The sequence below is a fragment of the Janibacter sp. FSL W8-0316 genome (assembly GCF_038004165.1).
In the GTDB taxonomy this organism is placed as follows: domain Bacteria; phylum Actinomycetota; class Actinomycetes; order Actinomycetales; family Dermatophilaceae; genus Janibacter; species Janibacter indicus.
The window spans coordinates 404048-428612 of sequence record NZ_JBBOQX010000001.1; the positions used below are offsets into that span (position 1 = coordinate 404048).

At 69.2% G+C, this 24565-nt stretch carries 22 protein-coding genes; 11 read left to right on the top strand and 11 right to left on the bottom strand.

The window, feature by feature from the left end; all coding sequences use genetic code 11:
- The first annotated feature begins 39 nt into the window (after positions 1 to 39).
- The 6 genes from NYE39_RS01840 (at position 40) to NYE39_RS01865 (ending at position 8052) form a co-directional block, all read left to right on the top strand.
- Positions 40 to 2334: an nSTAND3 domain-containing NTPase gene (locus NYE39_RS01840; RefSeq protein ID WP_341011709.1), complete on the top strand. Its 2295-nt coding sequence runs from the start codon at positions 40 to 42 to the stop codon at positions 2332 to 2334.
- 463 nt (positions 2335 to 2797) lie between these two features.
- Positions 2798 to 3265, top strand: coding sequence for a hypothetical protein (locus NYE39_RS17250; RefSeq protein WP_077347070.1), 468 nt, complete (start codon positions 2798 to 2800; stop codon positions 3263 to 3265).
- Positions 3266 to 3574: 309 nt separating this feature from the next.
- Entirely contained in the window at positions 3575 to 4318 is a 744-nt protein-coding gene (locus NYE39_RS01850) for a hypothetical protein (RefSeq protein WP_077347068.1), read from the top strand.
- A gap of 2 nt (positions 4319 to 4320) precedes the next feature.
- Positions 4321 to 5760, top strand: coding sequence for an ImmA/IrrE family metallo-endopeptidase (locus NYE39_RS01855; protein WP_077347066.1), 1440 nt, complete (start codon positions 4321 to 4323; stop codon positions 5758 to 5760).
- A gap of 73 nt (positions 5761 to 5833) precedes the next feature.
- Positions 5834 to 7444 carry a DUF6119 family protein gene (locus NYE39_RS01860; protein WP_161490096.1) on the top strand — a complete coding sequence of 537 codons (1611 nt, stop codon included), beginning with the start codon at positions 5834 to 5836 and terminating at the stop codon, positions 7442 to 7444.
- Positions 7445 to 7653: 209 nt separating this feature from the next.
- Complete coding sequence (locus tag NYE39_RS01865; RefSeq protein ID WP_077347062.1) at positions 7654 to 8052, top strand: hypothetical protein; 399 nt, start codon at positions 7654 to 7656, stop codon at positions 8050 to 8052.
- Between the two features lie 55 nt (positions 8053 to 8107).
- Here the strand turns inward: NYE39_RS01865 and NYE39_RS01870 are convergent, their stop codons facing one another.
- The 5 genes from NYE39_RS01870 to NYE39_RS01890 all read right to left on the bottom strand — a co-directional run bounded on the left by NYE39_RS01870 (position 8108) and on the right by NYE39_RS01890 (position 11596).
- Positions 8108 to 9241 (bottom strand): hypothetical protein, encoded by a 1134-nt coding sequence (locus NYE39_RS01870; protein ID WP_341011710.1) that lies wholly within the window; start codon positions 9239 to 9241, stop codon positions 8108 to 8110.
- A 142-nt stretch (positions 9242 to 9383) separates the two neighbouring features.
- Positions 9384 to 9746: a helix-turn-helix domain-containing protein gene (locus tag NYE39_RS01875; protein WP_341011711.1), complete on the bottom strand. Its 363-nt coding sequence runs from the start codon at positions 9744 to 9746 to the stop codon at positions 9384 to 9386.
- A gap of 166 nt (positions 9747 to 9912) precedes the next feature.
- The gene (locus NYE39_RS01880; RefSeq protein WP_341011712.1) at positions 9913 to 10521 is read right to left on the bottom strand and encodes a DNA-3-methyladenine glycosylase I; all 609 of its coding nucleotides are present in this window, start codon (positions 10519 to 10521) and stop codon (positions 9913 to 9915) included.
- A complete protein-coding gene (locus NYE39_RS01885; protein WP_341011713.1) occupies positions 10518 to 11105 on the bottom strand; it encodes a methylated-DNA--[protein]-cysteine S-methyltransferase in 588 nt (195 codons plus the stop codon). Before NYE39_RS01885 ends, NYE39_RS01880 begins: the two co-directional genes overlap by 4 nt.
- Positions 11102 to 11596, bottom strand: coding sequence for an RNA polymerase sigma factor (locus NYE39_RS01890; protein ID WP_341011714.1), 495 nt, complete (start codon positions 11594 to 11596; stop codon positions 11102 to 11104). The genes NYE39_RS01885 and NYE39_RS01890 overlap by 4 nt, the downstream gene beginning before the upstream one ends.
- A gap of 66 nt (positions 11597 to 11662) precedes the next feature.
- Here NYE39_RS01890 and NYE39_RS01895 point away from each other — a divergent pair, with 66 nt between their 5' ends.
- On the top strand, positions 11663 to 12799 hold the full coding sequence (locus tag NYE39_RS01895) for a class I SAM-dependent methyltransferase (RefSeq protein WP_341011715.1): 1137 nt from the start codon (positions 11663 to 11665) through the stop codon (positions 12797 to 12799).
- On the opposite strand, the gene NYE39_RS01900 is transcribed toward NYE39_RS01895, so the two are convergent.
- Both NYE39_RS01900 and NYE39_RS01905 read right to left on the bottom strand, forming a co-directional pair.
- The gene (locus NYE39_RS01900; RefSeq protein WP_341011716.1) at positions 12775 to 13425 is read right to left on the bottom strand and encodes a hypothetical protein; all 651 of its coding nucleotides are present in this window, start codon (positions 13423 to 13425) and stop codon (positions 12775 to 12777) included. The two genes, NYE39_RS01895 and NYE39_RS01900, sit on opposite strands and share 25 nt — an antisense overlap.
- Positions 13422 to 14540: a cysteine desulfurase family protein gene (locus NYE39_RS01905; protein WP_341011717.1), complete on the bottom strand. Its 1119-nt coding sequence runs from the start codon at positions 14538 to 14540 to the stop codon at positions 13422 to 13424. Before NYE39_RS01905 ends, NYE39_RS01900 begins: the two co-directional genes overlap by 4 nt.
- 63 nt (positions 14541 to 14603) lie before the next feature.
- Between NYE39_RS01905 and NYE39_RS01910 the strand changes: the two genes are divergently transcribed.
- The 3 genes from NYE39_RS01910 (at position 14604) to NYE39_RS01920 (ending at position 17571) form a co-directional block, all read left to right on the top strand.
- The gene (locus NYE39_RS01910; RefSeq protein WP_341011718.1) at positions 14604 to 15446 is read left to right on the top strand and encodes a PhzF family phenazine biosynthesis protein; all 843 of its coding nucleotides are present in this window, start codon (positions 14604 to 14606) and stop codon (positions 15444 to 15446) included.
- Between the two features lie 15 nt (positions 15447 to 15461).
- Entirely contained in the window at positions 15462 to 15695 is a 234-nt protein-coding gene (locus NYE39_RS01915) for a superinfection immunity protein (RefSeq protein WP_068316049.1), read from the top strand.
- A gap of 190 nt (positions 15696 to 15885) precedes the next feature.
- Complete coding sequence (locus NYE39_RS01920; protein WP_341011719.1) at positions 15886 to 17571, top strand: ABC-F family ATP-binding cassette domain-containing protein; 1686 nt, start codon at positions 15886 to 15888, stop codon at positions 17569 to 17571.
- A gap of 28 nt (positions 17572 to 17599) precedes the next feature.
- Here the strand turns inward: NYE39_RS01920 and NYE39_RS01925 are convergent, their stop codons facing one another.
- The 4 genes from NYE39_RS01925 to NYE39_RS01940 form a co-directional block, all read right to left on the bottom strand.
- Positions 17600 to 19534, bottom strand: a complete 1935-nt coding sequence (locus tag NYE39_RS01925; RefSeq protein WP_341011720.1) for an acyl-CoA dehydrogenase family protein — start codon at positions 19532 to 19534, stop codon at positions 17600 to 17602.
- Between the two features lie 147 nt (positions 19535 to 19681).
- Positions 19682 to 21100, bottom strand: a complete 1419-nt coding sequence (locus NYE39_RS01930) for an MFS transporter (RefSeq protein WP_341011721.1) — start codon at positions 21098 to 21100, stop codon at positions 19682 to 19684.
- Positions 21097 to 22449 carry a M20/M25/M40 family metallo-hydrolase gene (locus tag NYE39_RS01935; protein ID WP_341011722.1) on the bottom strand — a complete coding sequence of 451 codons (1353 nt, stop codon included), beginning with the start codon at positions 22447 to 22449 and terminating at the stop codon, positions 21097 to 21099. The genes NYE39_RS01930 and NYE39_RS01935 overlap by 4 nt, the downstream gene beginning before the upstream one ends.
- Before the next feature lie 10 nt (positions 22450 to 22459).
- Positions 22460 to 23143, bottom strand: coding sequence for a TetR/AcrR family transcriptional regulator (locus tag NYE39_RS01940; protein ID WP_159451229.1), 684 nt, complete (start codon positions 23141 to 23143; stop codon positions 22460 to 22462).
- A 124-nt stretch (positions 23144 to 23267) separates the two neighbouring features.
- Between NYE39_RS01940 and NYE39_RS01945 the strand changes: the two genes are divergently transcribed.
- Positions 23268 to 24557, top strand: a complete 1290-nt coding sequence (locus NYE39_RS01945) for an acetyl-CoA C-acetyltransferase (protein WP_072624501.1) — start codon at positions 23268 to 23270, stop codon at positions 24555 to 24557.
- Positions 24558 to 24565 lie beyond the last annotated feature (8 nt).

Here is a 24565-nt window from a genome sequence, read left to right on the forward strand (position 1 = left end):
CACTTCGGAGGCGGTCAAGTTCTGGTTAGATCAGCATCGATGCCTGGGCCTGACTACGACCTCCACAAGCTCGGCTGGCGAGCGTTCCAGGACCTCTGCGCTGTCGTCCTACAGGAGACTCTGGGGCAGGCCTTCACTGCGTTCGCGGACACGAACGACGCCGGTCAAGATGGCGCCTTTCATGGCCTCTGGGCGGCAACTGGAGAAAAGCCAGTCACGGAACTCGAAGACTTCGCCACGACAGCGATGCCTGTCGTCGTGCAATGCAAGTTCAGTGTCGAGCCGTCAGGCACGCTGGCGCCGTCAGACCTTGAGGACGAACTCGCCAAGATCGAGGCGCTGCACGCCCGTGGTCTATGCGACGGCTACTTGGTGTTGACGAACCTGCGCGTCACCGGCCGGACACAGGCTTGGTTCGCCGAAGAAGTGCGCAAACGCGGTCCTCAGGTTGCAGCGATTCTTCCCGGGACCTGGATCTGCACGCAGATCGAGAAGAACTGGAACCTACGTCGCTACGTACCGCGCGTTTACGGGCTCGGCGACCTTACGACCATCCTGGACGAACGCAGGATGCGGCAAGCCCGCGCGCTTCTAACAAGCCTGACCCGAGAACTGGAAACGTTCGTCCCTACCGGCGCCTACCGGGGCGCTAGCGATGCCATCACCGATCGCGGGTTCGTGTTGCTCCTCGGCGAACCTGCCAGCGGGAAGTCGACCATCGCCGCGATGCTCTGCATGACCGCGCTCGACAACTGGCAGTGCGACGTGATGCGCGTCGACGGCCCGGATGAGCTCCTCGCGCACTGGAACCCTGACGACCCCCGACAGATGTTCTGGGTCGACGATGCCTTCGGCAGCATCCGTCACGAACCGCACCTAACCGATGCCTGGGTGCGACGGATGCCGGAGGTCATGGCAGCCGTCGGCCACGGCGCTCGGGTGCTGATGACGAGCCGCGACTACATCTACCGGGAAGCCCGCCCGAGGATGAAGGAGTACGCCTTCCCTCGGCTGCGAGAGCAGCAGGTCGTGATCGACATCACCGACCTGAGCATCTCCGAGAGAGAGCAGATACTCTACAACCACTTGAAGGCAGGCGATCAGCCTGCAGCGGTGCTGGACGAGTGGCGACCGCACCTACGTGCAGTAGCGGCTGCTACTCGATTCCAGCCAGAGGTGGCGCGCCGCCTGTCCCTGCAGGACTTCGTGCCGGCCTCCGGGCTACGGGGCGAAGCCGCGCTGGTGTCGTATTTCGAGCACCCGAGCGAGTTTCTGGTTGATGTGCTCGACGGCCTCGACCCTGCGCAGCGCGCCGCACTCGCAGCAGTTTACCTCTCGGGCGGAGAACTCGTGGCGCCGTTCGAGCCAGACGAACGGCTGACTGCGGCGGTGACAGCCCTGGGCACGACGGTCGCCGAGACCGCCCGCGCCTTCTCTGCCATCGAAGGCACGTTCCTGTCCCAGGGCGTGAGAGCGGACGGAAACACCGTCTGGCGCTTCCATCACCCGACGATCAGAGAAGGCTTCGCTGCGTCCGTTGCCCGTGACATTTCCACGCTGTCGGTCTATCTCGAAGGCATGACGGTCGATGAGCTTGTCGCCCAACTTGACTGCGGCGGCCCGAACCAGCGGGGGACGCTGGTCCAGGTCCCACCCGCCATGTACCCGCTGGTTGTCCCGCGCGTACCCGTCCCCGAACGGAGGGAATGGTCGAGAGGCCCTCGGGCGTGGTTCCTACAGACACGGTGCTCAGATGAGTTCCTGCGTATGTGGGCGGATGCTCACGAGGACGCGCTGCCCGGCATGGCGGAGTTCGGGATGATGGTGGATGCGATGTGGGAGCCCGCTCTCCTGAGCCGACTCAACGAAGCTGCGGCGTTGCCCGAAGACGTACGCCGGACAGCGGTCGAGCGGATTGTCGAGTACAGCATCGACGACCTCGACCCCGCCTGGGCAGACTCGTCCCTCGCCGGGCTCTTCACAGAAGATGAGCGCGCGGACCTGCGTAGACGAGTGGAAGAGGAAGTGCTGCCAGAGCTGGAGAAGCGTATCGACGTCCTTGTCGACTCGATCGTCAGCGACATGACCAAGGAGGAACTCTACCAAACTCCGCGCGACTACGTCGCCGCCATCCGAAGCTCCTTCCCCGAACGCCCGGACATTCTCCGGCTCTGTGACCGCGCAGAAGAACACATCAACGACCGTGCGTCCAACGACGAGGACGAAGACGAGCAACCCGCTGAGAGCTCGGGATTGGCGGCACCGGATCGACTTGCTTCAGCCAGCGTCGTCGGTCCGCGCGATCCATTCGAGGACGTCGCCGCCGGCCATTGAACGTCAGCGTCGCCGCCGAAGCGCATCTGATTGCGTCACCACAGACCTGGCATGCATCGCATTGGGCGGGACACCGTCGGCCGTGTCGGACCTCACGGCTAGCGTTGGGCAACAGATGAGCGCCCGTCTGACGAGCACGCCATCCGCATCCGGGCGACAACGCCGACGCCACCGGCCGGTCCGTGGTCTTCGGTGTGCTCCAGCACGTCGGTGCCGAGCTGTCCGCGCACGAGACCATCACCGCCGAACACGAGCATGGGGCGCGATCGCCCAACTCGCCGCCGAGTACGAGACGATTGCTGCCGCTGCCGAACGAGACCCGTTGGCCACCCTGATTCGATCCTCCAGCCTGACCGCGGAACAGGCGGACCGCCGTCGAGTCGGAGGCGTTCGGAGCGTTCACCGCGAAACTGCGCCGAGTGGATACCAATCATCACGACCTCGACACCCTGCTCCCGCTCGTGTGTTCGCCGATGCTGACGACATCGCCTCGGTGCTGCACTATCTGGTCGCGCGTGCCACCGCGCGCCTGGCTGGCTCGGGTCGCACACGCAAGGCGCCACAGCTGATCACCGGACTCATGGCGTCCGCCGATGGCCCGATGACCGACGACATGCGCCCCGCGCTCGACGAGCGACGCGAACTGGTCGAGGCCCGCGCCGACGCAACCCTCGACGCTGCGACAGCAGACAACGAGTCGTGGATCATGGCGCTCGGCAGCGCACCGCGAGACCCGCGCAAGGTAGCGACCTGGCGACGCCATGCCCGCACCGTCGCTGCCTATCGCGACTGTTACGGCATCACCGAAGACTCGCCTCTGGGCCCGATGCCGGAGAGTACCGTGCAGAAGATCGACCACGTCCGTGCTCGGGTCGCAGTGGAACAAGGGCAGGCGGTCACGTCTTTGAGTGCGTCCGGTTCTGCTCCATGAGCAGCGGCGGACAGGGACCCCGTAGGTCCGACGATGTAACGGACTTTCGGGCGGATCGTTGATGAGTGAACCGCCTCGTCGCGCCGGCGAGCCCTGCCGGCGGCCGTGCCGTGGAGCCACATGCCGGGTTCGCGGGGTCGGGTTACCAGCGGCGACCTGATGGGTCAGGTCTGGAGTGGACTGACCGCGGGACGTCCAAGGCTCTCACTCCTCCGAACGATCCGTCTATCCCGCGACACGCCAAAATGACGGATTCACGATCCTGGCTGAAGTTCGAGGTAGTCTCGACTCACCATCGAGAGGAGTCCCATGACTGGGCAGCACGACCGCCAGGACTGGTGCGGCGAGTTCACGGCAGAGGAACTATCCGCGATCCGACGCCAGGTTCCGCATGCGATCCAGAGGAGCCAGGAGCGTTCCGCCAGAGCCCACACGGAGTACGACGATCCCGACGGGGACCAAGACGTGTATGGCGCCGGCATGTCCCGTGGCGTACAGAAGGAACTCCGTCCTCTTCTCGCGAACCTCTCCTCCTACAGCGAGATGCAGGTACCCAGGAGTCGCCGCACGCTGACCTTCCTCGGCGATGCCTTGATCTTCCCGCTGCGGGTGGGCAAGCAGATGCCTCGCAACCATCGCCGCATCAGACTCAACTACCTCCCGGAGTCGCGTCGCGAACTCTTGGAGCAGACCAGCAACACCAAGTACGTCGACGCCGGACTGTTCGAGCTTGACGAGACTCCCGGTACCGAGCAGCCCGCTCGACTCGACGACGCGCTCACCCTCCTCAGCGAGGGTGACACACGCGCAACGCTGTTCGTGCCCTACTACAGCAGCTCGCCCCAGGGCGTCGGCACGATCTACTTCGCTCCCGCACGGCTGAACGGCCGCTACCTGGAGTTCACCGACCCCGAACGCCTCACCTATCAGGTGCCCGTTGCGGGCGAGGAGCCCGCAGCCGTGCTGGCACCTGTCGGCGGTTTCGCCGACGGTGATCGCCCCCGCACCACCGTGAAGCTCCGCCCGCGCCCGACCGAAAAGGAGGACAGCTAACAATGGGCGACCCCCGTAGCCAGTCCGCAGACCCGGCGGGCGTCGCGAGACTGTTCGATCCTGCCCGACTCACCCAGGCACGACGCATCAACAAGATGTCCAAGACAGAACTCCACCGCAAGGTCGGCGTCTCCGCCGCTGCGATCGGACAATACGAACGCGGCGAGGTCCGCCCCCGCGCCGAAACCGTAACCGCACTGGCCGACGCGCTCCGCGTACCGCCGGGATTCTTCGCCCTTGGGCGCCCTCGCGCCCAGGTCGATATCGCCGAGGCGTCCTTCCGTCGTCTTCGTTCTACCAGCGTCGCTCAACAACAGCAGGCCACTGCCTACGTCGAGCAGGCATGGGAACTCGCGTGCTATCTCGAAGAGAGCGTCGAGTTCCCGGAAGTCGACCTTCCTGAGTGGGCCAGCGCCGACTCGGCCGATGTCCCGGACCCCGTGAGTGCGGCACAGGCCGTTCGGCGGCACTGGTCTTTGGGGAGCGAACCCATCCGGCACCTCGTCTATCAGATCGAACAGCACGGAATCCTGACGGTCTTCTTCTCCATGAAGCAGGACGACAGCTTGGACGAGAAGAGCCGCATCGACGCGTTCTCGACAACGGCGCTCCCGCGCCCGATGATCGTGCTCACACCTGACAAGGCGAACGACGTGATGCGGCACCGCTTTTCAGCAGCGCACGAACTAGGACACATCGTGTTGCATCACGGCCGCCAGGGGACTGACAGCCAGTTGGAGCGTCAAGCGGACATGTTCGCTGCCGAGTTCCTGACCCCGCGCGACGTGATCGCCAACGAGCTACCGAAGCGGATCAACTTCAACCGTTACGAACAAATCAGCCAGCGATGGGGCGTCTCGGTGGCATCTCTGCTCTACCGATCCCGTGAGCTTGATCTACTCTCCGAGTCCACGGTTCGCCGCGCCTACATCACGCTTAACAGCCTCCCGCGGCGGCCGATGCCCATCCGTGACTTTCCCGGTGAACGTCCCGAGCTACTGAAGTCAGCGATCGATCTTCTCGATGGCGCAGGCGTGAACCTAGCCGAGATCGCAGCCGACCTACAGATGACCCCGCGCCACGTACGACGCCTGGCAGACATCGACGATCCCCAGCCGAAACTGACACTTGTGCCGAATCAGCCCGACGACCCGAACTCGGCACTACCGCACGAGTTCATGCAGAAGAAGGAGAGGAACACCATGGGAAAGCCCAACAAGCGTGTGGTGCAGCAACGCGACGACGGCGACTGGGAAGTCCGGAAGCCAGGTGCCGCGCGGGCAAGCGCGGTCACCCAAACCCAGGCCGACGGCATCGGGCGAGCGCGCGCCATCCTGGGCAACGATGGAGGCGGCGAGCTTCAGGTCCGCTCCAAGAAGGGAACCATCCGCGCACAGGACACGATCGCCCCCGGCAACGACCCGAAATCCTCCAAGGGGTGACAGGGGTACCCGTCCGTGGAGTCTGACGGCCAATCTGGCTCCGCGGACACCCGTCACCGTCGACAGGATCATCATGAAGTCGAGACGACTCACCTTCTACCTCCTCCGGGAGGACATCACTGACTTCGACGACGCCCTGGACCCGGACAAGGCCAGTGTGACCGTTGAAGTCGACCCATCGACCGGTATCGACGGCCGCTTCCTCTACGTCGAGCCTCACTCGTCGGTACCGGCCTGGGTCGGTTTCGTGCAACCGCTACTCACAGATCAACTCAGCGGCATTCGCTCGGCCTCCACCTCGGCGCTGCTGATCCTCCGGACGAGTGACCGCATCTTCGCGCTGACCTTCGGGTACGGGCGCTCGCTGCTCGACCTTTCGAAGATCGAGTATCAATTCGGTCTCCGTGTCGCGCTCAACCGCATCGACCCTCGTCAGATTCGGAGTCTCGACACCAAGACGTTCGAGGACCTGGTCGTGTCAACCAACACGCAAGCGAGCAAGAGCGCTGAGCTACCGACCTTCGGCGTGGACATCTCCCGAGACATCCTGCGCGCAGTGACCGGCGAGCCCCGCGACCAGACGTTCTCCAAGAGAATCGCCGGAGCAGACTCACTGGTCATGGGCGTCAAGACGACGGCATCGGAACTCCCCGCCATCTGCGACGACCTCTTGACCGCATTCACCGCAGACGCGTACAAGTCGGACTTCGGCTGGATCGATCAACTCGCGCTCGTACGAGACAACGCCACCATCGACGCGCTCAACGACCTTCTTGTAGAACAGTTGCGGACTGGAGCGACTGGATCGACCCACCTCGCCATGCCAGAGGCGATCGACTGGGAGGACATCGACGGATTCAAGATTGGTGGAACCCGCAGCCACGTCTACGAAGACTTGGACCTCGATGACTATCTGCGTCGCCTCGGCGATGAGCGCACCACGACCACACTGGAGAATCTCAAGTCAAGGTCCGTTTCGGTCCGGTTCGGACGCTCCGGCAACTTCGACAAGCGGTGGAACCTCTATCAGTGCATCGTGACCGAACAACGACTCGATGACCGTCTCCACGTGCTCATCGAAGGACGCTGGTTCGCTGTCAGCTCCACGCTCGTCGAGGAAGTAGACGCGTTTGCTGCCGGACTGCCGGACACGCGGGTAGCCCTTCCAGCGGCACGCGCAGGCGAGATCGAAGCCGACTACAACGCCCGCCTGGCGGAGACCTCACCGGAGCACCTACTCAAACTGGACGCCCGCATCAAAAGACCCGGCGGTGCCAGCAGCGGTATCGAGTTCTGTGACGTCCTCTCCGACCAGGGTGACCTGATCCACGTCAAGCGGAAGTCCCGCTCCGCAACACTGAGCCACCTCTTCGCGCAAGGAGGCGTCTCCGCCTCCACCTTCATCAATGACGGCGTGTTCCGAACCCAAGTCCGCCAGCTCATCGAAGATGAGGTCGCGGCGGACTCACGCGAGGCGTGGCTCCGCCTCGTGCCAAGAGCCGACGAGACGGTGGACAGGTCGCGGTACCGCGTCACGTACGCCGTGATCGCGAACTCGACTCGCGAGGGACGCGACTGGCTCCCGTTCTTCAGCAAGCTGAACCTGATGCAGCAAGGCCGGCAACTCGTCACCATGGGGTTCAGCGTCGCCGTGGCCCGCGTACCGGTCACTGACCCCGAGTAGCACGTCGCCACGGGTCGCCCGAACGAAGGCACCGTAGCCCGCCCGCACGCGCCGCCACCAATGGGTGGAGAACCAAGCGCGATCAGGCGTAGACTCGATCCTGAGGCAGATTTCTCCTCTGCAACGCGCCGGTCACGGCAGACCCTCTGGGTCACTCTCCAACGCACTGCCTCGCCAGATGCGCTGTGCGATGGAGAGGAACGAAAGCCATGATCCGCCTTATCTGGGCCGCGAGCGTCTACACCCGCTACTTCATGCGGCGCTACATGCCCACCAACATCCTGCTGGATTCGATCCGCACCCGCCGCCGCGGCTTGAAGTGGGGCGTGCCGGCGATGCTGCTCGCAATCCCGTACCTGCTGATCGCCAACGTCTGTGTCCAACTCATTGAGGAAGGTGCCCCCGGATGGCTCCACCTGGTCGTGCTGTGGGCGATCTGGAACATGCTCAAGATGCTTTGGATCGGGCCGATCAGCGTCGCTCTGCTGATCCGTGCCCGCCTCCGCGAGGCCGTCGCCCGCTGGGATGAGATCCGTTCGACCGCCGAGGCCGATGGCATCAGGAGGCGTCCTCTCGTGGACAGGGTGGCCAACGGTCGAGCGCGGTGAGGTACGCCGCAGAACCAGAGGTCTGGCTGACGACCATCGTGAGGCGACAACCGCGCTAATCGGATTCCTCGACGCGTGGTCGGTCACCCTTGTGCGTGGTTTGTCCACGTAGAAGTGCCCGACCGGCCGCGAGCGTGGAGTGGATCATCGGTGCCGTGATCGGGATGCTTCCTTCGCCGCGACGCTGAACGATGCTAATAAATGCACCCTCGGTCTCACCCTCGGCAGTAATTGCTCCATGCACAAGGAATGGCTTCTGTTCCTCAGGCTGCGGCGGAATGTCGATCGCAATCAGTGCGCGCTTACCTTCGGCAGGGATTAGGTCAATCCTGATCCCGAGCGCAGGCGGATAGAGGTGGTGGTCTAGCACGCGAAGATAGCGGGCTCGGGTGTCGCTATGGCGAGGTACGATGCCGCGAACCTCGCGGATCACTTCACCATCGGGAATCTTCTTAGCCTTTGCTCCCACCACGATCAGACCGCCCTCTTCGGCGTTGGCGAACCGCGCAACAGCTTGCGCAAGGCTGATCTTTCCTCGGGTGGAAGTTAGGTCATACTCCTCCGACTTCGCATCGAGCCAATGACCCTCAGCCTGCCCGACAAGGAGTCCAGCACACCCACCACGAACCAAGTCGGCCACCGAGTCGCGAGTAATCTCCGCCGCCCCAAACGCATCGCATAGTTGTAGGACATCCTCACCGACTGCGAATAAGTAGTCGAGGGTACGGCCGCGCCACGGTATCCGGAGGCGTAGCCGAACCGCGAGCACCTCCGGGCCGGACCAGCCGTCTTCGATCTCAACTGAATGCAAGGATGCGCCCACGTGATCGAGAAAGGGCGCAACTAGACGGCTGACGGAATGCAGAGGATTCTCTTCCTCGCCATCGCTGGGCCACGCACCGAAGTAGAGAACGCTCACAAGCAGCGCGCCTTGGCGTAGCTCGAACCCAACTTGTCCACCGCCAAGATCTGCATCGAAATGGTCTTCGTGCAGTTCAGAGACATCAGCTTCACTCTCGTCGCTGCGGTAGTTCTTCGCGTGCGCCACGAGCGCGGCCTTCAAGTCCACCGCCCGGAGGTGAGGCAGGTCTTGCTTGGTCAGGACAAGTTGCCCACTGATGCCTGCACGACGTTCCTCACCACGGACGGTCCACTCCTCAGTTCGCGCTGAGTAGTAGACGGTTGACACGCTCTAACCCTAGGGCCAGCCTCGGCGGCCCGACCTTCCAGCCGGGTCGCCAGTCCACTTGCGCTGGTTCCGATGCCCTGGGCGGTGATCGCATCGACGCGCCGACCTTCCGCCACCGCCTCGGCGAGCATCACGGGCATGCTCAGGCGGTGACCCGGCGACGACCGCCGGCACGGATCGTCCCGCCGCACGCGATCACCGCCGAGCGCACGGACTCATGGCTGACTCCGAGTCGCGCGGCGACCTGAGCGAGCGTCATCCCACCCGCATAGAGCTGAGCGGCGTCCTGTCGGATCGCGTCGGGCAACTCCGGGCGACGCGCTGCCAAGCCCGCCTGCCGAGCTATCTCCCGCACGGTGCCGCGGTGCACGTTGAATCGCGTCGCCAGCTCCCGCACGGGCACCCCATCGGCGTACCCGGCGATCAGCTCGGCTCTATTGGAGACGCTCAAACGGGTTTGAGACTGCCGAGAATTCTCACGCATGGGACCGCGCTCATCGGTCATCCGAGCACCCCGAGCGCGCGGCCGACGAGCCCCAGAACCTCGTAGAACACGGGAAATCAGCGATCCGAGCGGCTTCCGGGGGTTTGAGAAGCTGCTACGGAGGTCCACCACCCCGAAGGCCCGAGACCCGCACCAGCAGGTCTCGGGCCTTCGTCGTGCCCGCGCCTCACCCGGACCAGACCCCCGAGGTGCCACGCCGGTGCGATCCGAGCAGGTGGGTGTCGACGATCCCGACCGCCTCCATCAGCGCGTACATCGTCGTCGGCCCCACGAAGGCAAAGCCCTCCGTGCGCAGCGCCTTGGACAGCGCGAGCGACTCGGCGGACTTCGTCGGGACTTCGTCGAAGGTCCGCGGGGTCGGTGTCTCCGAGGGCTGGAAGGACCAGACGAAGGGGGCGAGCCCGCCCTTGTCCCGCAGCCGGATGGTCGCCTGGGCGTTGGTGATGGTGGCGTGAATCTTGGCGCGGTTGCGCACGATGCCCGCGTCGGCCATGAGCCGCTCGACGTCGTCGTCCCCGTAGCGGGCGACGACGTCCGGGGCGAAGCCGTCGAAGGCCGACCGGAAGGCCGGACGCTTGCGCAGGATCGTCGCCCACGACAGGCCGGCCTGGAAGGCCTCGAGGCTGATCCGCTCGTACATACCCTGCTCGTCGCGGACGGGCATGCCCCACTCGGTGTCGTAGTACTCGCGCATCATCGGGTCGACGCTCGCCCAGACCGGGCGGGCCAGACCGTCGTCGCCGACGACGACGCCCGGGTCGTCAGTCGCGCTCATGCCGCGCCCTCCAGCTCCAGCAGGGTCCGCTTGGCGTCGAGACCGCCGAGGTAGCCGCCCATGCTGCCGTCGGTGCGCAACACCCGGTGGCAGGGCACGACGACCGGCAGCGGGTTGGTCGCGCAGGCCGTGCCTACAGCACGAACCGCCCGGGGGCTGCCCACGGTCTCGGCGACCTCCGTGTAGGTCTGCGTGTGCCCGTAGCCGATGTGCGGCAGGTAGCGCTGCACCACCTGGCGGAAGCCTGAGGAGAGCGTGAGGTCCAAGGGCAGGTCGAAGGCCCGTCGCGTGCCGGCGAAGTACTCGTCGAGCTCGGCAGCGGCCGTGTCCAGCCGTCGCGGCGCCTGTAGCACCCGGGGGCTGACCCGGGTCGCGAGCGACTCGAGCACCGTGTCAAAGCCCTCGCGCTCGAAGGCGACGCGGACGAGGCCCGTCTCGGTGGCGGCCAGCAGCAGCGGGCCGACGGGGGAGTCGATCGTGCGGTAGGCGATGTCGAGCAGGGTCAGCTCGTCGGCACGCTCGGCCAGGCGCGCGCGCAGGTCGGCCATGGCGCCGGGCTCGATGGGGAAGGTCGTGGGGTTCATCGTGGTGCTCCTGTCGCGTCCTCGCCGGAGTGCTGTCGTCTCAGGCTCCTGATGCCGTCGGAGGCGGCCCGGCGCACGGCCTCCGGCGTGCCGCCGATGATCTCGGCCGTCTCGGCGTGCGGCAGGCCCCCGAGGTAGTGGTAGGCGACCGCCAGGCGCTGCCGCTCCGGCAGGGCCGCCACGGACGACCACACGCGGTGCGCGTCGTCACCGGGGTCGCCCCGCCGCGACACCCGCTCGGGGAGCCGGTCGGTAAGCACGGCGTGCCTGGCACGCGCCCTCGTGACGTCGATCGCCTTGCGCTGCGAGACGCGCACCAGCCAGGCCTCGACATTGGTCTCCTCGGGCAGGTCCGGCCAGGCGGTGAGCGCGGCCACGAAGGTCTCGGACCACGCGTCGTCGGCGTCCGGGCCGGGCCCGAGGACGGCGCGGCAGACCCGCAGCACGGTCTCACCGTGCTGCTCGACGGCCTGCTCGAAGGGAATCTTCATCGTCATCGCACGGTAGTCGCGCCGGCCCCGCCGGATGTGAGGTCCCGACCGTAGACTCGCCGCACCATGGAGACCATCCGCTGGGTCGAGCGCGACCGTGACCACGAGGCCGAGTGGCACTCCGAGAGCGGGGCGCCCGTCCCGGGGCGGGTCGTCGTCGCCGACGACACCATGACCGCCGACGCGGCGATGCGGCTCGCCTCCCGCGGTACCGCGATCCTCTGGCGCGGTGACTACCACAACGCCCGCCAGCTGCTGAAGGCCATGGACCGCCGCATCGAGCGCCGCGCGTCGCGACGGCAGCGGGGCGAGGTGACCTTCGCCGGGCACCGGGCCGAGCGCACCCAGCGGGCCACCCTCATGGCGCACCTCGTCGTCGAGCTGGGGCCTGATCGGTCCCTCGACCTGCGACGGGCCCCAGACGTGCGCGAGGCCTGCCTGGCCGCCTACGGCCCGGGGTCAGGCCCCGTGGTGGTCGCCCTCAGCGAGCTCCTCGGCGTCATCGGTGCCCACCAGTGGCAGACGAAGGGGGTGTACGTCCCCGCGCTCGGGGCGAGCATTCACCCGGCCTACGGCGTCTTCTCCCCGGTCCGCGGCGAGTACATCGACCTCGTGGCCAATGCGCCTTTGGCGCAACCGGTCCCGCGCACCGCCTTCGACCTCGGGACCGGCACCGGTGTGCTCGCCGTCGTGCTGGCGCAGCGGGGCGTGGAGCGGGTCGTCGCCACCGACATCAACCCCCGAGCCGTCGCCTGTGCCCGCGACAACGCCCAGCGGCTGGGGGCCGCCGACCGGGTCGAGGCGCTCGAGGCCGACCTCTACCCGGACGGTCGGGCCGACCTCGTCGTGTGCAACCCACCGTGGCTGCCCGGCGAACCGACCTCCACCCTCGAGGCAGGCATCTACGACCCCGGCTCGGACATGCTGCGACGATTTCTCGCCGGGCTGCCGGACCACCTCGAGCCGGGCGGCGAGGGCTGGCTGATCATCTCCGACCTCGCCGAGCACCTCGGTCTGCGTGCCCGGGAGGAGCTGCTCGGGCTCATCGACGACGCGGGGCTCGAGGTCGTCGACCGGCTCGAGACAGTGCCCCGACACCAGCGGGCGAGTGATGCCAAGGACGCCCTGCACGCTGCGCGGCGCGCCGAGGTCACGTCGCTGTGGCGGCTGACGGTCGCTCAGGGACGCCAGTCGGCCCGGTAGCCGGGCATCTCGTCGCGCGCCGCGCTGACGAGACCGCCCGGCTCGCGCGGTCCCGCTGACGCCGACCACCAGGCCAGGTGCTGGGGCACCCCGTGGGCGACGAGGGCCACCCGCAGCTCCTGCGCGATCTCCTCCGCGTGGCGTGAGGCGAAGAGGACGAAGCCGTCACCCGGAGCTGGAGGCGGGGTGAACCCAGGCCCACGGACGGCGCCCGGCGACGGACCGACGAAGGAGATGGCCCCGGTCGACGTCGGGTGGATGTGCCAGGCGTGCGGCACCACACGCCCCACGACCGACACCACACCCGAGATGTCGCTGTAGGTGGCGATCGACGCGGGGTGGATCGAGCCGTAGGGGATGTCGTGGCGCTCCCCGATCCGGCGGAGGGCGACGCCGTGGGCGTGCAGGTGGAGCGTCGAGGAGGTCGACCACACGATCCACGCGACGGCCAGCGTGCCGACGACGAGGGTCCCGAAGCCGGCCCAGGCCCACCGTTCCCGGCCGCCCTCGGAGAGGAGAGCCGCACAGGGGGCGAAGCTGACGACGACCGCGACCGCGATGTCGAAGGGGGCCGGCGTCATGCGGTAGGACCGCACCACCGGGCCAAGCCATGCGGGCGCGCTCATCCGCCGAGTCCCCGGGCCAGTGCGGTGGCCGCGGACTCGACGTCCGCAATGCGCGTCGACCGGCCGAGGGAGAGGCGGAGCGCACCGAGCGCGGTGTCGGCGTCGAGTCCCATGGCGAGCAGGGCGGCGTTGGGGGAGTGCACGCCCGCGTGGCAGGCGCTGCCGGTCGAGGCTGATACGTCGCCGACTGCCTCGAGGACGTGCGCACCGACGCGGCCCGGCAGGGCGACCATGAGGGTGTTGGGCAGACAGCCCTGCTCGGGCGACACCCGCACCAGTCCCGGCACCGCGCGGGCGAGCCTGTCCCACAACGTCTCCCGCAGGGCAAACTGTCGCTCGGCCTCGGTGGCGAGCAGGCTCGCGGCGATCTCGGCGGCGACACCGAGACCGACGATGAGCGCGACATTTTCGGTCCCCGGGCGCAGGCCACCTTCCTGCCCGGCACCGAGGACGACCGGCGCGACGCGGGTGCCGCGCCGCACGTAGAGGGCACCGACCCCCTTCGGTCCATAGAGCTTGTGTCCCGCGATCGAGAGTAGGTCGACCCCGAGATCGTCGACGTCGACCGGGATCTTGCCGACTGCCTGGGCCGCGTCGGCGTGGACCAGACCACCCAGCCGGTGGACCCGCTCGGCGAAGTCGGGCACGGGCTGGAGCGCGCCGGTCTCGTTGTGCGCGAGGATCAGCGTGCCGAGACCGACTGCGGCAGAGGGGATCTCGTCCAGGACGACCCGGCACTCGTCGTCCACCGGCAGCTCGTGCACCTGCCAGCCGTGGTGGTCGCGCAGGTGCGCCAGGGGCGCGGCCGTCGCGGGGTGCTCGACGCACGACGTGACGGCCACCCGGGTCGCGAGGTGCCGAGCGGCGCCCCGGATCGCGATGTTGTTGGCCTCTGTCCCACCCGAGGTGAAGACGATCTCGTCCGGTTCGGCGCCGACGAGTGCCGCGACCTGCTCGCGAGCGTGGTCGACCGCCGCCCGTGCCCGCCGACCCTGCACCGAGGCGCTCGACGGGTTGCCGAAGTCCCCGGTGAGGTGCGGCCACACCGCCTCGGCGACCTCGCGGGCGACCGGCGTCGTCGCGTTGTGGTCGAGGTACACGGGGTCGGCGCTCATGCCCCCATGATGTCGAGCACCGCCCGGCCGGGGAGGATGGGGCACCCCGACGAGAGGACTGCGATGCCCCGTTCCCGTGCCTTCACCCAGGTCGACGTCTTCGGGACCCGGCCGTACGCCGGCAACCCGCTCGCCGTCATCCTCGACGCAGAGGGCGTCGACGACGCAGCGATGCAGGACGTCGCGCGCTGGACCAACCTGTCCGAGACGACCTTCGTCCTGCCGCCGACGACGCCCGAGGCCGACTACCGGGTGCGCATCATGACCCCCGGCGGCGAGCTCCCCTTCGCCGGTCACCCGACGCTCGGGACCGCGCACGCCTGGCTGGCCCACGGCGGCACCCCACGGCAGAGCGACCGCGTCGTCCAGGAGTGCGGCGCGGGTCTCGTCGACGTCCACCGCTCCGGGAGCGAGCTGGCCTTCACCGCGCCGCCGCTGATGCGGACCGGGCCGCTCGACAACGCGGACCTCGACCCGCTCGTCGCGGCCCTCGGGATCTCGCGCGCCGACGTCGTCGCACACCAGTGGGTCGACAACGGGCCGGGCTGGGCCGCGCTGCGGCTGCGCTCGGCCGAGCAGGTGCGGGCCCTCGAGCCGGACTGGACGCAGGCACCCGACGCCAAGGTCGGCGTCATCGGGTGGCACGAGGACGGCGGCGAACACCTCTACGAGACACGGGCCTTCGTCCCCGGTCTCGGCGTCGGTGAGGACCCGGTGACCGGCAGCCTCAACGCCGGCATCGCCCAGTGGCTCGCGGGCGAAGGGGAGGTCCCGCGCCGCTGGACCGTCACCCAGGGCGTGTGCATCGGTCGGGCGGGTGTGCTGTCACTGACCGCCGACGACGACGGTGAGGTCCGCGTCGGCGGTGCTGTCACCACGCTCGTGGAGGGCACGATCAGGCTCTGACCCTAGGCTGGGGCCATGGCACGCATCGTCACCGACCAGAAGACCCGAGTCGTCAGCGCCCCGGTGGCGATCATCGTCGCCATCGTCACCGCCGGCTACATGCTCCCGTGGGCCATCGCGGCGGTGCGCGGCAACCGCAACGCGTGGTCGGTCTTCTGGGTCAACCTGCTCCTCGGCTGGACCGTCATCGGCTGGATCATCGCGCTCGTCATGTCGATCAAGGAGCACCGCATCCTCGAGGTGCGCTGACCCTTCGAGACGGCCGCGGGCGGCCTCCTCAGGGACCGGGGCGACGGCCGCGGGCGGCCTCCTCAGGGCGCGGGGCGACGGCCGTGGGCGGCCTCCTCAGGGCGCGGGGCGACGGCCGTGGGCGGCCTCCTCAGGGCCCGGCAGAGAATGCGCTTGGTGGCACCGGGCGGATCGGGGAGGATCCCCCTTCGTGGGACATGTCGACGTCGCCGGTGTCAGGTACGAGCTCTCCGACGGGAGGGTGCTGCTCGACGAGGTCTCCTTCCGCGTCGGTGAGGGCGCCAAGGTCGCGCTCGTCGGGGCCAACGGCGCCGGCAAGACGACGCTGCTGCGCATCGTCACCGGCGAGCTGACCCCGCACGCGGGATCCGTCGCCCGCACCGGTGGGCTCGGGATCATGCGCCAGCACGTCGGCGCCGGGCTGGGGGAGCGACCCACCGTCGCCGACCTGCTGATGTCGGTCTCCCCGCAGGCGGTTCGGGACGCGGCGGCCGAGGTCGACCGGCTCGAGCTGGCCCTCATGGAGACCGAGGACGAGCGCACCCAGATGCGCTACGCCACGGCCCTCAGCGACTACGCGGACGCCGGTGGCTACGACCAGGAGGTCGTCTGGGACGTGTGCACCACGGCCGCGCTGGGTGTCCCCTTCGAGCGGTGCAAGTACCGCGAGCTGAGCACGCTCTCCGGCGGCGAGCAGAAGCGGCTCGTCCTGGAGTACCTGCTGCGCGGACCCGACGAGGTGCTGCTGCTCGACGAGCCCGACAACTACCTCGACGTGCCGGGCAAGATCTGGATGGAGGAGCAGATCCGCGCCTCCGACAAGACGATCCTCTTCATCAGCCACGACCGGGAGCTGCTGGCCAACACCGCCACCCGCGTCGTCACCGTCGAGCTCGGCAGCGCGGGCAACCGCGTGTGGACCCACCCCGGCGGGTTCGGGACCTACCACGAGGCGCGGCAGGAGCGCTTCGCGCGCTTCGAGGAGTTGCGCAAGCGGTGGGACGAGGAGCACGCCAAGCTCAAGGCCCTCGTGCTCATGTACAAGCAGAAGGCCAAGTACAACTCCGACATGGCCACGCGCTACCAGTCGGCGCGGACCCGGCTGGAGCGCTTCGAGGCCGACGGCCCGCCGACCGAGCAGCCGCGCGAGCAGAAGGTGACCATGCGGCTGCACGGCGGTCGCACCGGCAAGCGCGCGGTCGTCTGCGAGCGGCTCGAGCTCACCGGCCTCATGCAGCCCTTCGACCTCGAGGTCTGGTACGGCGAGCGGGTCGCGGTGCTCGGGTCCAACGGCTCGGGCAAGTCGCACTTCCTGCGGCTGCTCGCCGCCGGGGGCAGTGACCCCGAGGTGGACAACCTGCCCGTCGGCGAGGCCGTCATCGCGCCCGTCGCACACACCGGCCGTGCCCGGCTGGGAGCGCGGGTGCGCCCGGGCTGGTTCGTCCAGACCCACGAGCACCCCGAGCTGATCGGCCGCACCCTGCTGCAGATCCTGCACCGCGGCGACGGCCACCGCTCGGGTCTGGGCCGCGAGGCCGCGAGCCGGGTCCTCGACCGCTACGAGCTCGCCCACGCGGGGGAGCAGACCTTCGAGTCGCTCTCGGGTGGGCAGCAGGCGCGCTTCCAGATCCTGCTGCTCGAGCTGTCCGGGGCGACGCTCCTCCTGCTCGACGAGCCGACCGACAACCTCGACGTCGAGTCCGCCGAGGCCCTCGAGGAGGGGCTGGACGCCTTCGAGGGCACCGTCCTCGCCGTGACCCACGACCGGTGGTTTGCCCGCGGCTTCGACCGCTTCCTCGTCTACGGGGCCGACGGGCGGGTCCGGGAGAGCGACGGTCCCGTCTGGGACGAAGGGAGGGTCGCCCGCACCCGGTGACCTCCTGCCCCGCGGTGGCCGGTCCGGCCTAGAAGCTCGCCAGGTCCGCCATCATCTCCGTGGTCAGCCAGTGGTCGGGGATGCCGAAGCCACCGACGAGCGTCGCCGCGTGGGGCCGCAGCTCGCCGCACAGCTCGTTGACGCGCGCGACGACCCCCTTCGACTGGCTGGCGCTCAGCCGACCGTGCTCGATGAACCACGCGCGGTTGGCCTCGACCGTGCTGAAGACGAAGAGGTCGCACACGAGGTTGAGCAGATCGCGACCGGGACCGTCGGGGGCCTCCTCGATCGCGGTGACGAAGGCCTCGAGCGCGATCCGGTCGATGTGCGCGCGGGCCGACTCGAGCAGGTGGTCCTGGGCCTCGTTGAAGACCCGGAAGGAGTCGGCGCCTTCCTCGCCGGCGCGGCGCAGGCGCATCGCGAGCGTCTCGGTGAGGTGCGACTCGCGGTCCTCGAAGACGGCGAGCTGACCGCCGCGGTCCTCGAGGGCGTTGTCGCCGTCCTTGCCCGGGGCGCCGGAGATGAGTCGCTGGATGATCGACCCGCCGATGGTGTGCTCGATGACCGAGGTCGTCACCTGCCGGGCACCGAAGAGGATCGCGCCGCGGGTGTCGAGCTCCTGGAAGTCGCTCTTGTAGTCGGTGAGCATGCCCTTGGCGAGCAGCTGCAGCAGCACCGTGTTGTCGCCCTCGAAGGTCGCGAAGACGTCGGTGTCGGCCTTGAGGTCGGCGAAGCGGTTGAGCGCCATGTAGCCGGCACCGCCGCACGCCTCCCGGCAGGCCTGGATCGTGTCGTTGGCGTGCTCGGTCGTGATCGCCTTGAGCCCGGCGGCGCGCGCTTCGAGCTCGCGCTGCGAGGACTCGTCGGTGATCTCGCCGGTGCTGATGTCGGCGAGTTTGCCGGTCAGGGCGTTCTGCGCGAGGGCCAGCGCGTAGGACCTCGCGAGCCGGGGCAGGAGCTTGCGCTGGTGGGCCCGGTAGTCCATGACGACGACCTCGTGCTCGCCGTCGGGGTAGGTGAACTGCGTGCGCTGGAGGCCGTAGCGCACCGCGAGGGTGAGGGCGCTGCGGGTGGCCGCACCGGCGCCGGCGGCGACCGTCACCCGGCCGCGCACGAGCGTGCCGAGCATGGTGAAGAAGCGCCGGTTGACGCTCTCGATGGGCGAGGAGTAGCGGCCCTGGTCGTCGATGTCGCCGTACTTGTTGAGCAGGTTGGCGCGGGGGACGCGCACCTGGTCGAACATCAGCCGGCCGTTGTCGACGCCCTTGAGGCCGAGCTTGGTCCCGCAGTCGCCGATCGTCACGCCAGGCATCGGCTGGCCCGATTCGTCGCGCAGGGGGACGAGGACGCAGTGCACGCCGTGCTGCTCCTCGCCGACGACGAGCTGGGCGAAGACCGCGGCGAGCCGGGCGTCGCGGGCCGCGCCGCCGATGTAGTCCTTGCGGGCGGCGGGCGAAGGGGAGTGGACGACCAGCTCGTCGGTCTCGGGGTCGTAGGTGGCCGTGGTGAGGATCGACTGCACGTCGGAGCCGTGGCCGGTCTCGGTCATCGCGAAGCACCCGGGCAGCGACAGGTCGGCCATGCCGGGCAGGTACTCGCGGTGGTGGCGCTCGGTGCCGAGGTTGGCGATGGCCCCACCGAAGAGGCCGAACTGCACGCCCGCCTTGACGAAGACCGACAGGTCCCCGTGGCCGATCATCTCCAGCCCGGTGACCGAGGCCCCAACGTCACCCGTGCCGCCCAGCTCGACCGGCAGGGTCGCCCGGACGAGCTCGCTGTCGGTGAGGGCGGTGACGAGCTCCAGGGTGCGCGCCCGGTGCTGCTCGAGGTCGAGCCGCAGGTCGGGCTCGGCCACGGGGAAGCGCGGGTCCGCTCGCAGCTGCTGACGGATCGCCTCCCACCGACCGTCGAGGACGGCGCGGATCTGCTCGGCGACGGGGTCCTTGGTCTGCTCGGCGCTCATGCTTCGCATGCTCGCAGATCCCCGGTCGCCGCGGGCGTGGGGGACGGTGGCGACCGCGTCACGCGGCCGCCCCCGCGGGCCCCGTCAGACGTCTCTGCTTAGCCGCTCGACCTGCATTGCCGTAGGGCAATGCGGCCTCGGGGTGGCTCAGACGTCGACCGGCTCGAGCTCGCGGTCCGCCGCGGGCAGGCGGGAGAGGGCGATCGCGGCGAGCAGGGCGGAGCCGGCGCAGATGCCCCACACCGTGAGATAGCCCGAGAGCGGTGCGTGCCCCTCGGTCGGGTCGGAGATGCTGCCGGTGGACGCCAGGGCCACGGCGAAGAGCGCCGAGGCCAGGCAGCCGCCGACGGTCTTGGTCGCATTCGTCAGGCCCGCCGCCTCGGCCGTGCCCCCGTGCGTCGAGGCCGCGGCCGCGGCGGCCGGGAGCGAGGCGACGAGGGCCCCCGATCCCAGGCCGGCGATGCCCATGGCGAGCATCGCGTGCGCCAGCGCGTCGTGCAGCGGGATGAAGGTCGCGTAGCCGACGGCGACGAGCACGGCGGCCCCGACGAGCATGCCCCGCACCCCGAGACGACGGGCGGCGAAGGGGGACAGCAGCGCCCCGACGGCCATCGCGACGACGTAGAGGCCGATGAGGTTGGCGATCGCGGCGGCGTCGACGCCTAGTCCGTAGCCCACCTCCGCGGGGTCGGTCCGGGCGAAGGTCGACAGGGGGATCTGGGCGCCCAGCACGCTCATGCCGAAGAGGGCCGCGGCCAGTTGCACCGGCCACATCGTCGGGGCGGCGAGGGCACGTACGTCGAGGAGCGGCGAGCTGCTCGACATCTCGACGCGGACGAAGAGCCACATCACGGCGCAGCCGAGGGCCACGAGCAGCCAGGCCGGGGGGCTGCCGAGGCCCTGCAGGCGCACCACGACGAGCCCACCCAGGACGAGCAGCAGCCCGGTGCTCAACAGGGCGGTGCCGACGAGGTCGAGGCGGCCGGTGGCCGGGGCCGACTCGTCGCGCACTCCGAGGAGGATGGCCACCAGGGCGATCGTCGTCGCGGCGGCGGGCACGGCGAGCAGTGCGGTCATGCCGAGGACCGGCTGGAGCGCGCCGGCCCCCAGCGCGCCGGCGATGACGCCGACCTCGAGTGCCATGACGAGGAGGGCGGCGCCGCGTCTGACGAGCGCCGGGCGGTCGGGGTGCTCGCGAGAGCGCTCGTGGAGGATTGCGATCTCCATCGGGAGCCAGACGGTGTAGGCACCCTGGATCGCCCAGCCCACGAGGAAGGTCCAGAAGCCGGGGGCCAGGGCCACGACCCACCCGCCGACGGCGGTGATCATCGTCGCGACGACGAGCACCCGACGGTGACCGTGCAGGTCGCCCAGCCGGGAGAGCACGGGCACGGCCAGTGCCGCGACGATGAGCTGGGCGGCCTCGAACCAGTTCACGTCGCCGTCGGCGATGCGGAGGTGGTCGGCGATGTCGCTGTAGATCGGCGTGTAGTACCCCTGCAGGACACCGGAGGCGATCTCGACGGCAGCGAGGAAGCCGACGATCCGCCAGATGGTCGGGCTCACCGCTCGCCCGCCAGACCGTCGAGCAGCGCGCGGTACCACCGGATTCCGTCGAGGAAGTCCTCGACCCCCAGGCGCTCGTCGTAGGAGTGGATCGCCTCGCGCTGGGCGGCGCTCATCCGGAAGGGTGCGAAGCGGTAGACCCGCTCGCAGATCGTCGTGAAGTGGCGCGCGTCCGTCGCGGCGTACATGACGTAGGGCACCGGCACCGCCTCGGCGAAGACCTCGGTGATCGTCCCCTCGAGGAGTGCGAAGGCAGGGTCGTCGACCGGCGAGAGCGGGCTCGGCTCGTGCGCGTCGGCGACCTCGACGTCGATGTCGGACCCGACGACTCGCCGGATCCGGTCGGTGGCGTCCGCGGTGGTCTCGCCGACCGCGATGCGCAGGTTGAGCCCGGCGACGACGGAGGTCGGGCTGACGTTGATCGCCGGCGACCCGGTGAGCGTCGTGACCGCCACCGTCGTGCGGGCCAGTGCGGCGGCCTCGGGGCCGGCGGCGACGAGCAGCCGGGCGAGGGCGCCGGGGAAGCGGTCGGCCCGCTCGACGACCGGTCGCAGGGGGCGCGGCAGGTGCGGCGCGAGCCGCCGGAGCATCTCGAGCGTCGCGGGGGAGACGTGGGCCGGGAAGGGCCGGCGCTCCAGTCGGGTGATCGCCGCGGCCACGCGGGCGGCGGGACCCCCCTTCGCCGGTCGCGAAGCGTGACCGCCGCGGCCGCTGGCCGTGAGCCGAAGGGAGAGCACCCCCTTTTCCGAGACGCCCACGACCCCGAGGGGCCGCGTGACCCCGGGGAAGGCCTCGGAGGCGACGGCTCCGCCCTCGTCGAGGACGAACCAGGGGCGTATGCCCCGCTCGCGCAGCGTCTCCACGGCACGACGGGCGCTGCTGCCCATGACCTCCTCGTCGCTGCCGAAGGAGAGCCACACGTCGCGGGCGGGGCGCTGCCCGTCGGCCAGGAGGGACTCGACGGCAGCGATGACGGCGACGAGCTGGCCCTTGTCGTCGAGGGCCCCTCGGCCCCAGATGACGCCGTCGACGACCTCGGCCGCCAGCGGCGGGTGCGTCCACAGGCTCTCGTCGCCGAGCGGGACCACGTCCATGTGGGCCATGAGGACGACGGGGTCGGCGGTGGCCGTCGGCGAGGTCGGATCGGCGGGCACCCGGATGAGCAGCGCGTGCGGCGGGACGTCGATGACCTCGCCCACCTCGTGGGTCAGGGGGAAGTGCTCGCGCAGGCGGGAGTGCAGCTCGACGAAGGGAGCGGGGTCGGTCGTCTCCGGGTCCGCGGAGGCCACGGTCGGCAGCCGCAGGATCTCGCGCAGTGCCGTGACGGGAGCCGCGTCGATGGGGTCCATGGGCGCCACCCTACGCGTCGGTAGGCTGCTTCCAGGCGATCTTCAGACCCGACCAGGCGAGGTCGGTCAGCTGGGCGGTGACCTCCTCGCGGGAGACCTCGCCCGCGGTGCCGGCGAGCCACGCGTCGGCGCCGGCTCGCACCAGGCCGACCATCGACTGGCCCCACAGCATCGCGGGGGCCGGGTCGTTGCCGCGCTCGACGAGGGCGGCGGCCACGAGGTCGCTGATCTGACCCGCCATCCGACCCGTGGCGCTGGCGGCGACCTCCGCGGCATTGCCGCCGGTCGAGGTGCCGACGATCGGCGCGGAGACGATGAAGCGGTAGACCTCGGGGTCGCGCTCGACGAGCTGGAGGTAGGCGTCGATCGCGGCGTGGATCACCGAGCGCGGGTCGACGTCGAGCGCGTCGAGCCCGGAGCCGAACCCGCCCGTCCGGCGACCGAGGACCTTGCCGATGTCACGCAGGATGAGCTCGTCGACCCGGGCGGCGACGGCCTGGTAGAGGCCGCGTCGGTCGGTGAAGTGCCGGTAGAAGACCGTCTTGGAGGTGCCGGCGTCGGCGGCGAGCTCGTCCATGCCGACGGTGGCGCCCCGGCTGCGGATGGTGCGGATCGCCGACTCGACGAGCGCCTTGCGACGCTCCTGACGATGCACCTCCCAGCGGGCGCTGCGGCCGTCGGTGGTGTCACTCACAAGGCGGGACGGTATCAGGGACGAGGAGTACCTGCTACCGTCCGTATCGCATAAAGTCAGTGGTGGGAGAGGCGGCGCACGACGCCGTCCCCGACTGACACCAACACGACCCAGGAGACCTGTGGTGGCTAACAACCTGCCGCGTCGCGCCGCCGTCCTCGGTGGCAACCGCATCCCCTTCGCCCGCCAGTTCGCCGCGTACGCCGAGGCGTCCAACCAGGACATGTTCACCGCCGCCCTGGACGGGCTCGTCGCCCGCTACAACCTCGGTGGCAAGCACATCGACGAGGTGGCCGGTGGTGCGGTCATCAAGCACTCCCGCGACTTCAATCTCGTCCGCGAGGCCGTCCTCGGCTCGGCCCTCGCGCCGACGACCTCCGCCTACGACCTGCAGCAGGCCTGCGGCACCGGCCTCGAGACCGCGATCCTCGTGTCCAACAAGATCAAGCTGGGCCAGATCGAGTCCGGCATCGCCGGTGGCGTCGACACCGCCTCGGACGCCCCGATCACCGTCACCGAGTCGCTGCGCAAGAAGCTGCTCAAGGTCAACCGGGCCAAAGGCGCCAAGGCGCAGGCCCTGGCGCTCACCAAGATCCGCCCGACGGACCTCGGCATCGCCACCCCGGCCAACGTCGAGCCGCGCACCGGCCTGTCGATGGGTGACCACATGGCCATCACGGCCAAGAAGTGGGGCATCACCCGCGAGGCGCAGGACGAGCTCGCCATGAAGAGCCACCACAACCTCGCCCGCTCCTACGACGAGGGCTTCCAGGACGACCTCGTCACGAGCTTCATGGGTCTGTCCAAGGACCAGAACATGCGGGCCGACTCCTCGATGGAGAAGCTCGCCAAGCTCAAGCCGGTCTTCGGCAAGGGCGACGACGCGACGATGACCGCCGGCAACTCGACGCCGCTCACCGACGGCGCGTCCGTGGTGCTGCTCGGCTCCGAGGAGTGGGCCGCGGAGCAGGGCCTGACCCCGCTCGCGTGGTTCGTCGACGGCCAGGCCGCCGCGGTCGACTACGTCCACGGTGCCGAGGGCCTGCTCATGGCCCCCGCCTACGCCATCCCGCGCATGCTCGAGCGCAACGGCCTGGCGCTGCAGGACTTCGACTACTACGAGATCCACGAGGCCTTCGCCGCGACGGTGCTCTCCACGCTCGCCGCGTGGGAGGACGAGGACTTCTGCCGCGAGAAGCTCGGCCTGGACGCCCCGCTCGGGTCCATCGACCGCGACAAGCTCAACGTCAACGGCTCCTCGCTCGCCGCTGGTCACCCCTTCGCCGCCACCGGTGGCCGCATCGTCGCCGCGCTGGCCAAGATGCTGCACGCCAAGGGCCCGGGCAGCCGTGGCCTGATCTCCATCTGCGCCGCCGGTGGACAGGGCGTCGTGGCCATCCTCGAGGGCGCCTGAGCCTTCCC

Excerpts from the sequence above, each read along its gene's own strand:
- NYE39_RS01850 (WP_077347068.1), top strand. The coding sequence starts at position 3,575 with ATGACTGGGCAGCACGACCGCCAGGACTGGTGCGGCGAGTTCACGGCA.
- NYE39_RS01860 (WP_161490096.1), top strand. The coding sequence starts at position 5,834 with ATGAAGTCGAGACGACTCACCTTCTACCTCCTCCGGGAGGACATCACT.
- NYE39_RS01840 (WP_341011709.1), top strand. The coding sequence starts at position 40 with ATGCCTGGGCCTGACTACGACCTCCACAAGCTCGGCTGGCGAGCGTTC.
- NYE39_RS01885 (WP_341011713.1), bottom strand. The coding sequence starts at position 11,105 with ATGAACCCCACGACCTTCCCCATCGAGCCCGGCGCCATGGCCGACCTG.
- NYE39_RS01875 (WP_341011711.1), bottom strand. The coding sequence starts at position 9,746 with ATGACCGATGAGCGCGGTCCCATGCGTGAGAATTCTCGGCAGTCTCAA.
- NYE39_RS01890 (WP_341011714.1), bottom strand. The coding sequence starts at position 11,596 with ATGAAGATTCCCTTCGAGCAGGCCGTCGAGCAGCACGGTGAGACCGTG.
- NYE39_RS01910 (WP_341011718.1), top strand. The coding sequence starts at position 14,604 with ATGCCCCGTTCCCGTGCCTTCACCCAGGTCGACGTCTTCGGGACCCGG.
- NYE39_RS01925 (WP_341011720.1), bottom strand. The coding sequence starts at position 19,534 with ATGAGCGCCGAGCAGACCAAGGACCCCGTCGCCGAGCAGATCCGCGCC.
- NYE39_RS01905 (WP_341011717.1), bottom strand. The coding sequence starts at position 14,540 with ATGAGCGCCGACCCCGTGTACCTCGACCACAACGCGACGACGCCGGTC.
- NYE39_RS01880 (WP_341011712.1), bottom strand. The coding sequence starts at position 10,521 with ATGAGCGCGACTGACGACCCGGGCGTCGTCGTCGGCGACGACGGTCTG.
- NYE39_RS01900 (WP_341011716.1), bottom strand. The coding sequence starts at position 13,425 with ATGAGCGCGCCCGCATGGCTTGGCCCGGTGGTGCGGTCCTACCGCATG.
- NYE39_RS01935 (WP_341011722.1), bottom strand. The coding sequence starts at position 22,449 with ATGGACCCCATCGACGCGGCTCCCGTCACGGCACTGCGCGAGATCCTG.
- NYE39_RS01855 (WP_077347066.1), top strand. The coding sequence starts at position 4,321 with ATGGGCGACCCCCGTAGCCAGTCCGCAGACCCGGCGGGCGTCGCGAGA.
- NYE39_RS01915 (WP_068316049.1), top strand. The coding sequence starts at position 15,462 with ATGGCACGCATCGTCACCGACCAGAAGACCCGAGTCGTCAGCGCCCCG.
- NYE39_RS01895 (WP_341011715.1), top strand. The coding sequence starts at position 11,663 with ATGGAGACCATCCGCTGGGTCGAGCGCGACCGTGACCACGAGGCCGAG.
- NYE39_RS01865 (WP_077347062.1), top strand. The coding sequence starts at position 7,654 with ATGATCCGCCTTATCTGGGCCGCGAGCGTCTACACCCGCTACTTCATG.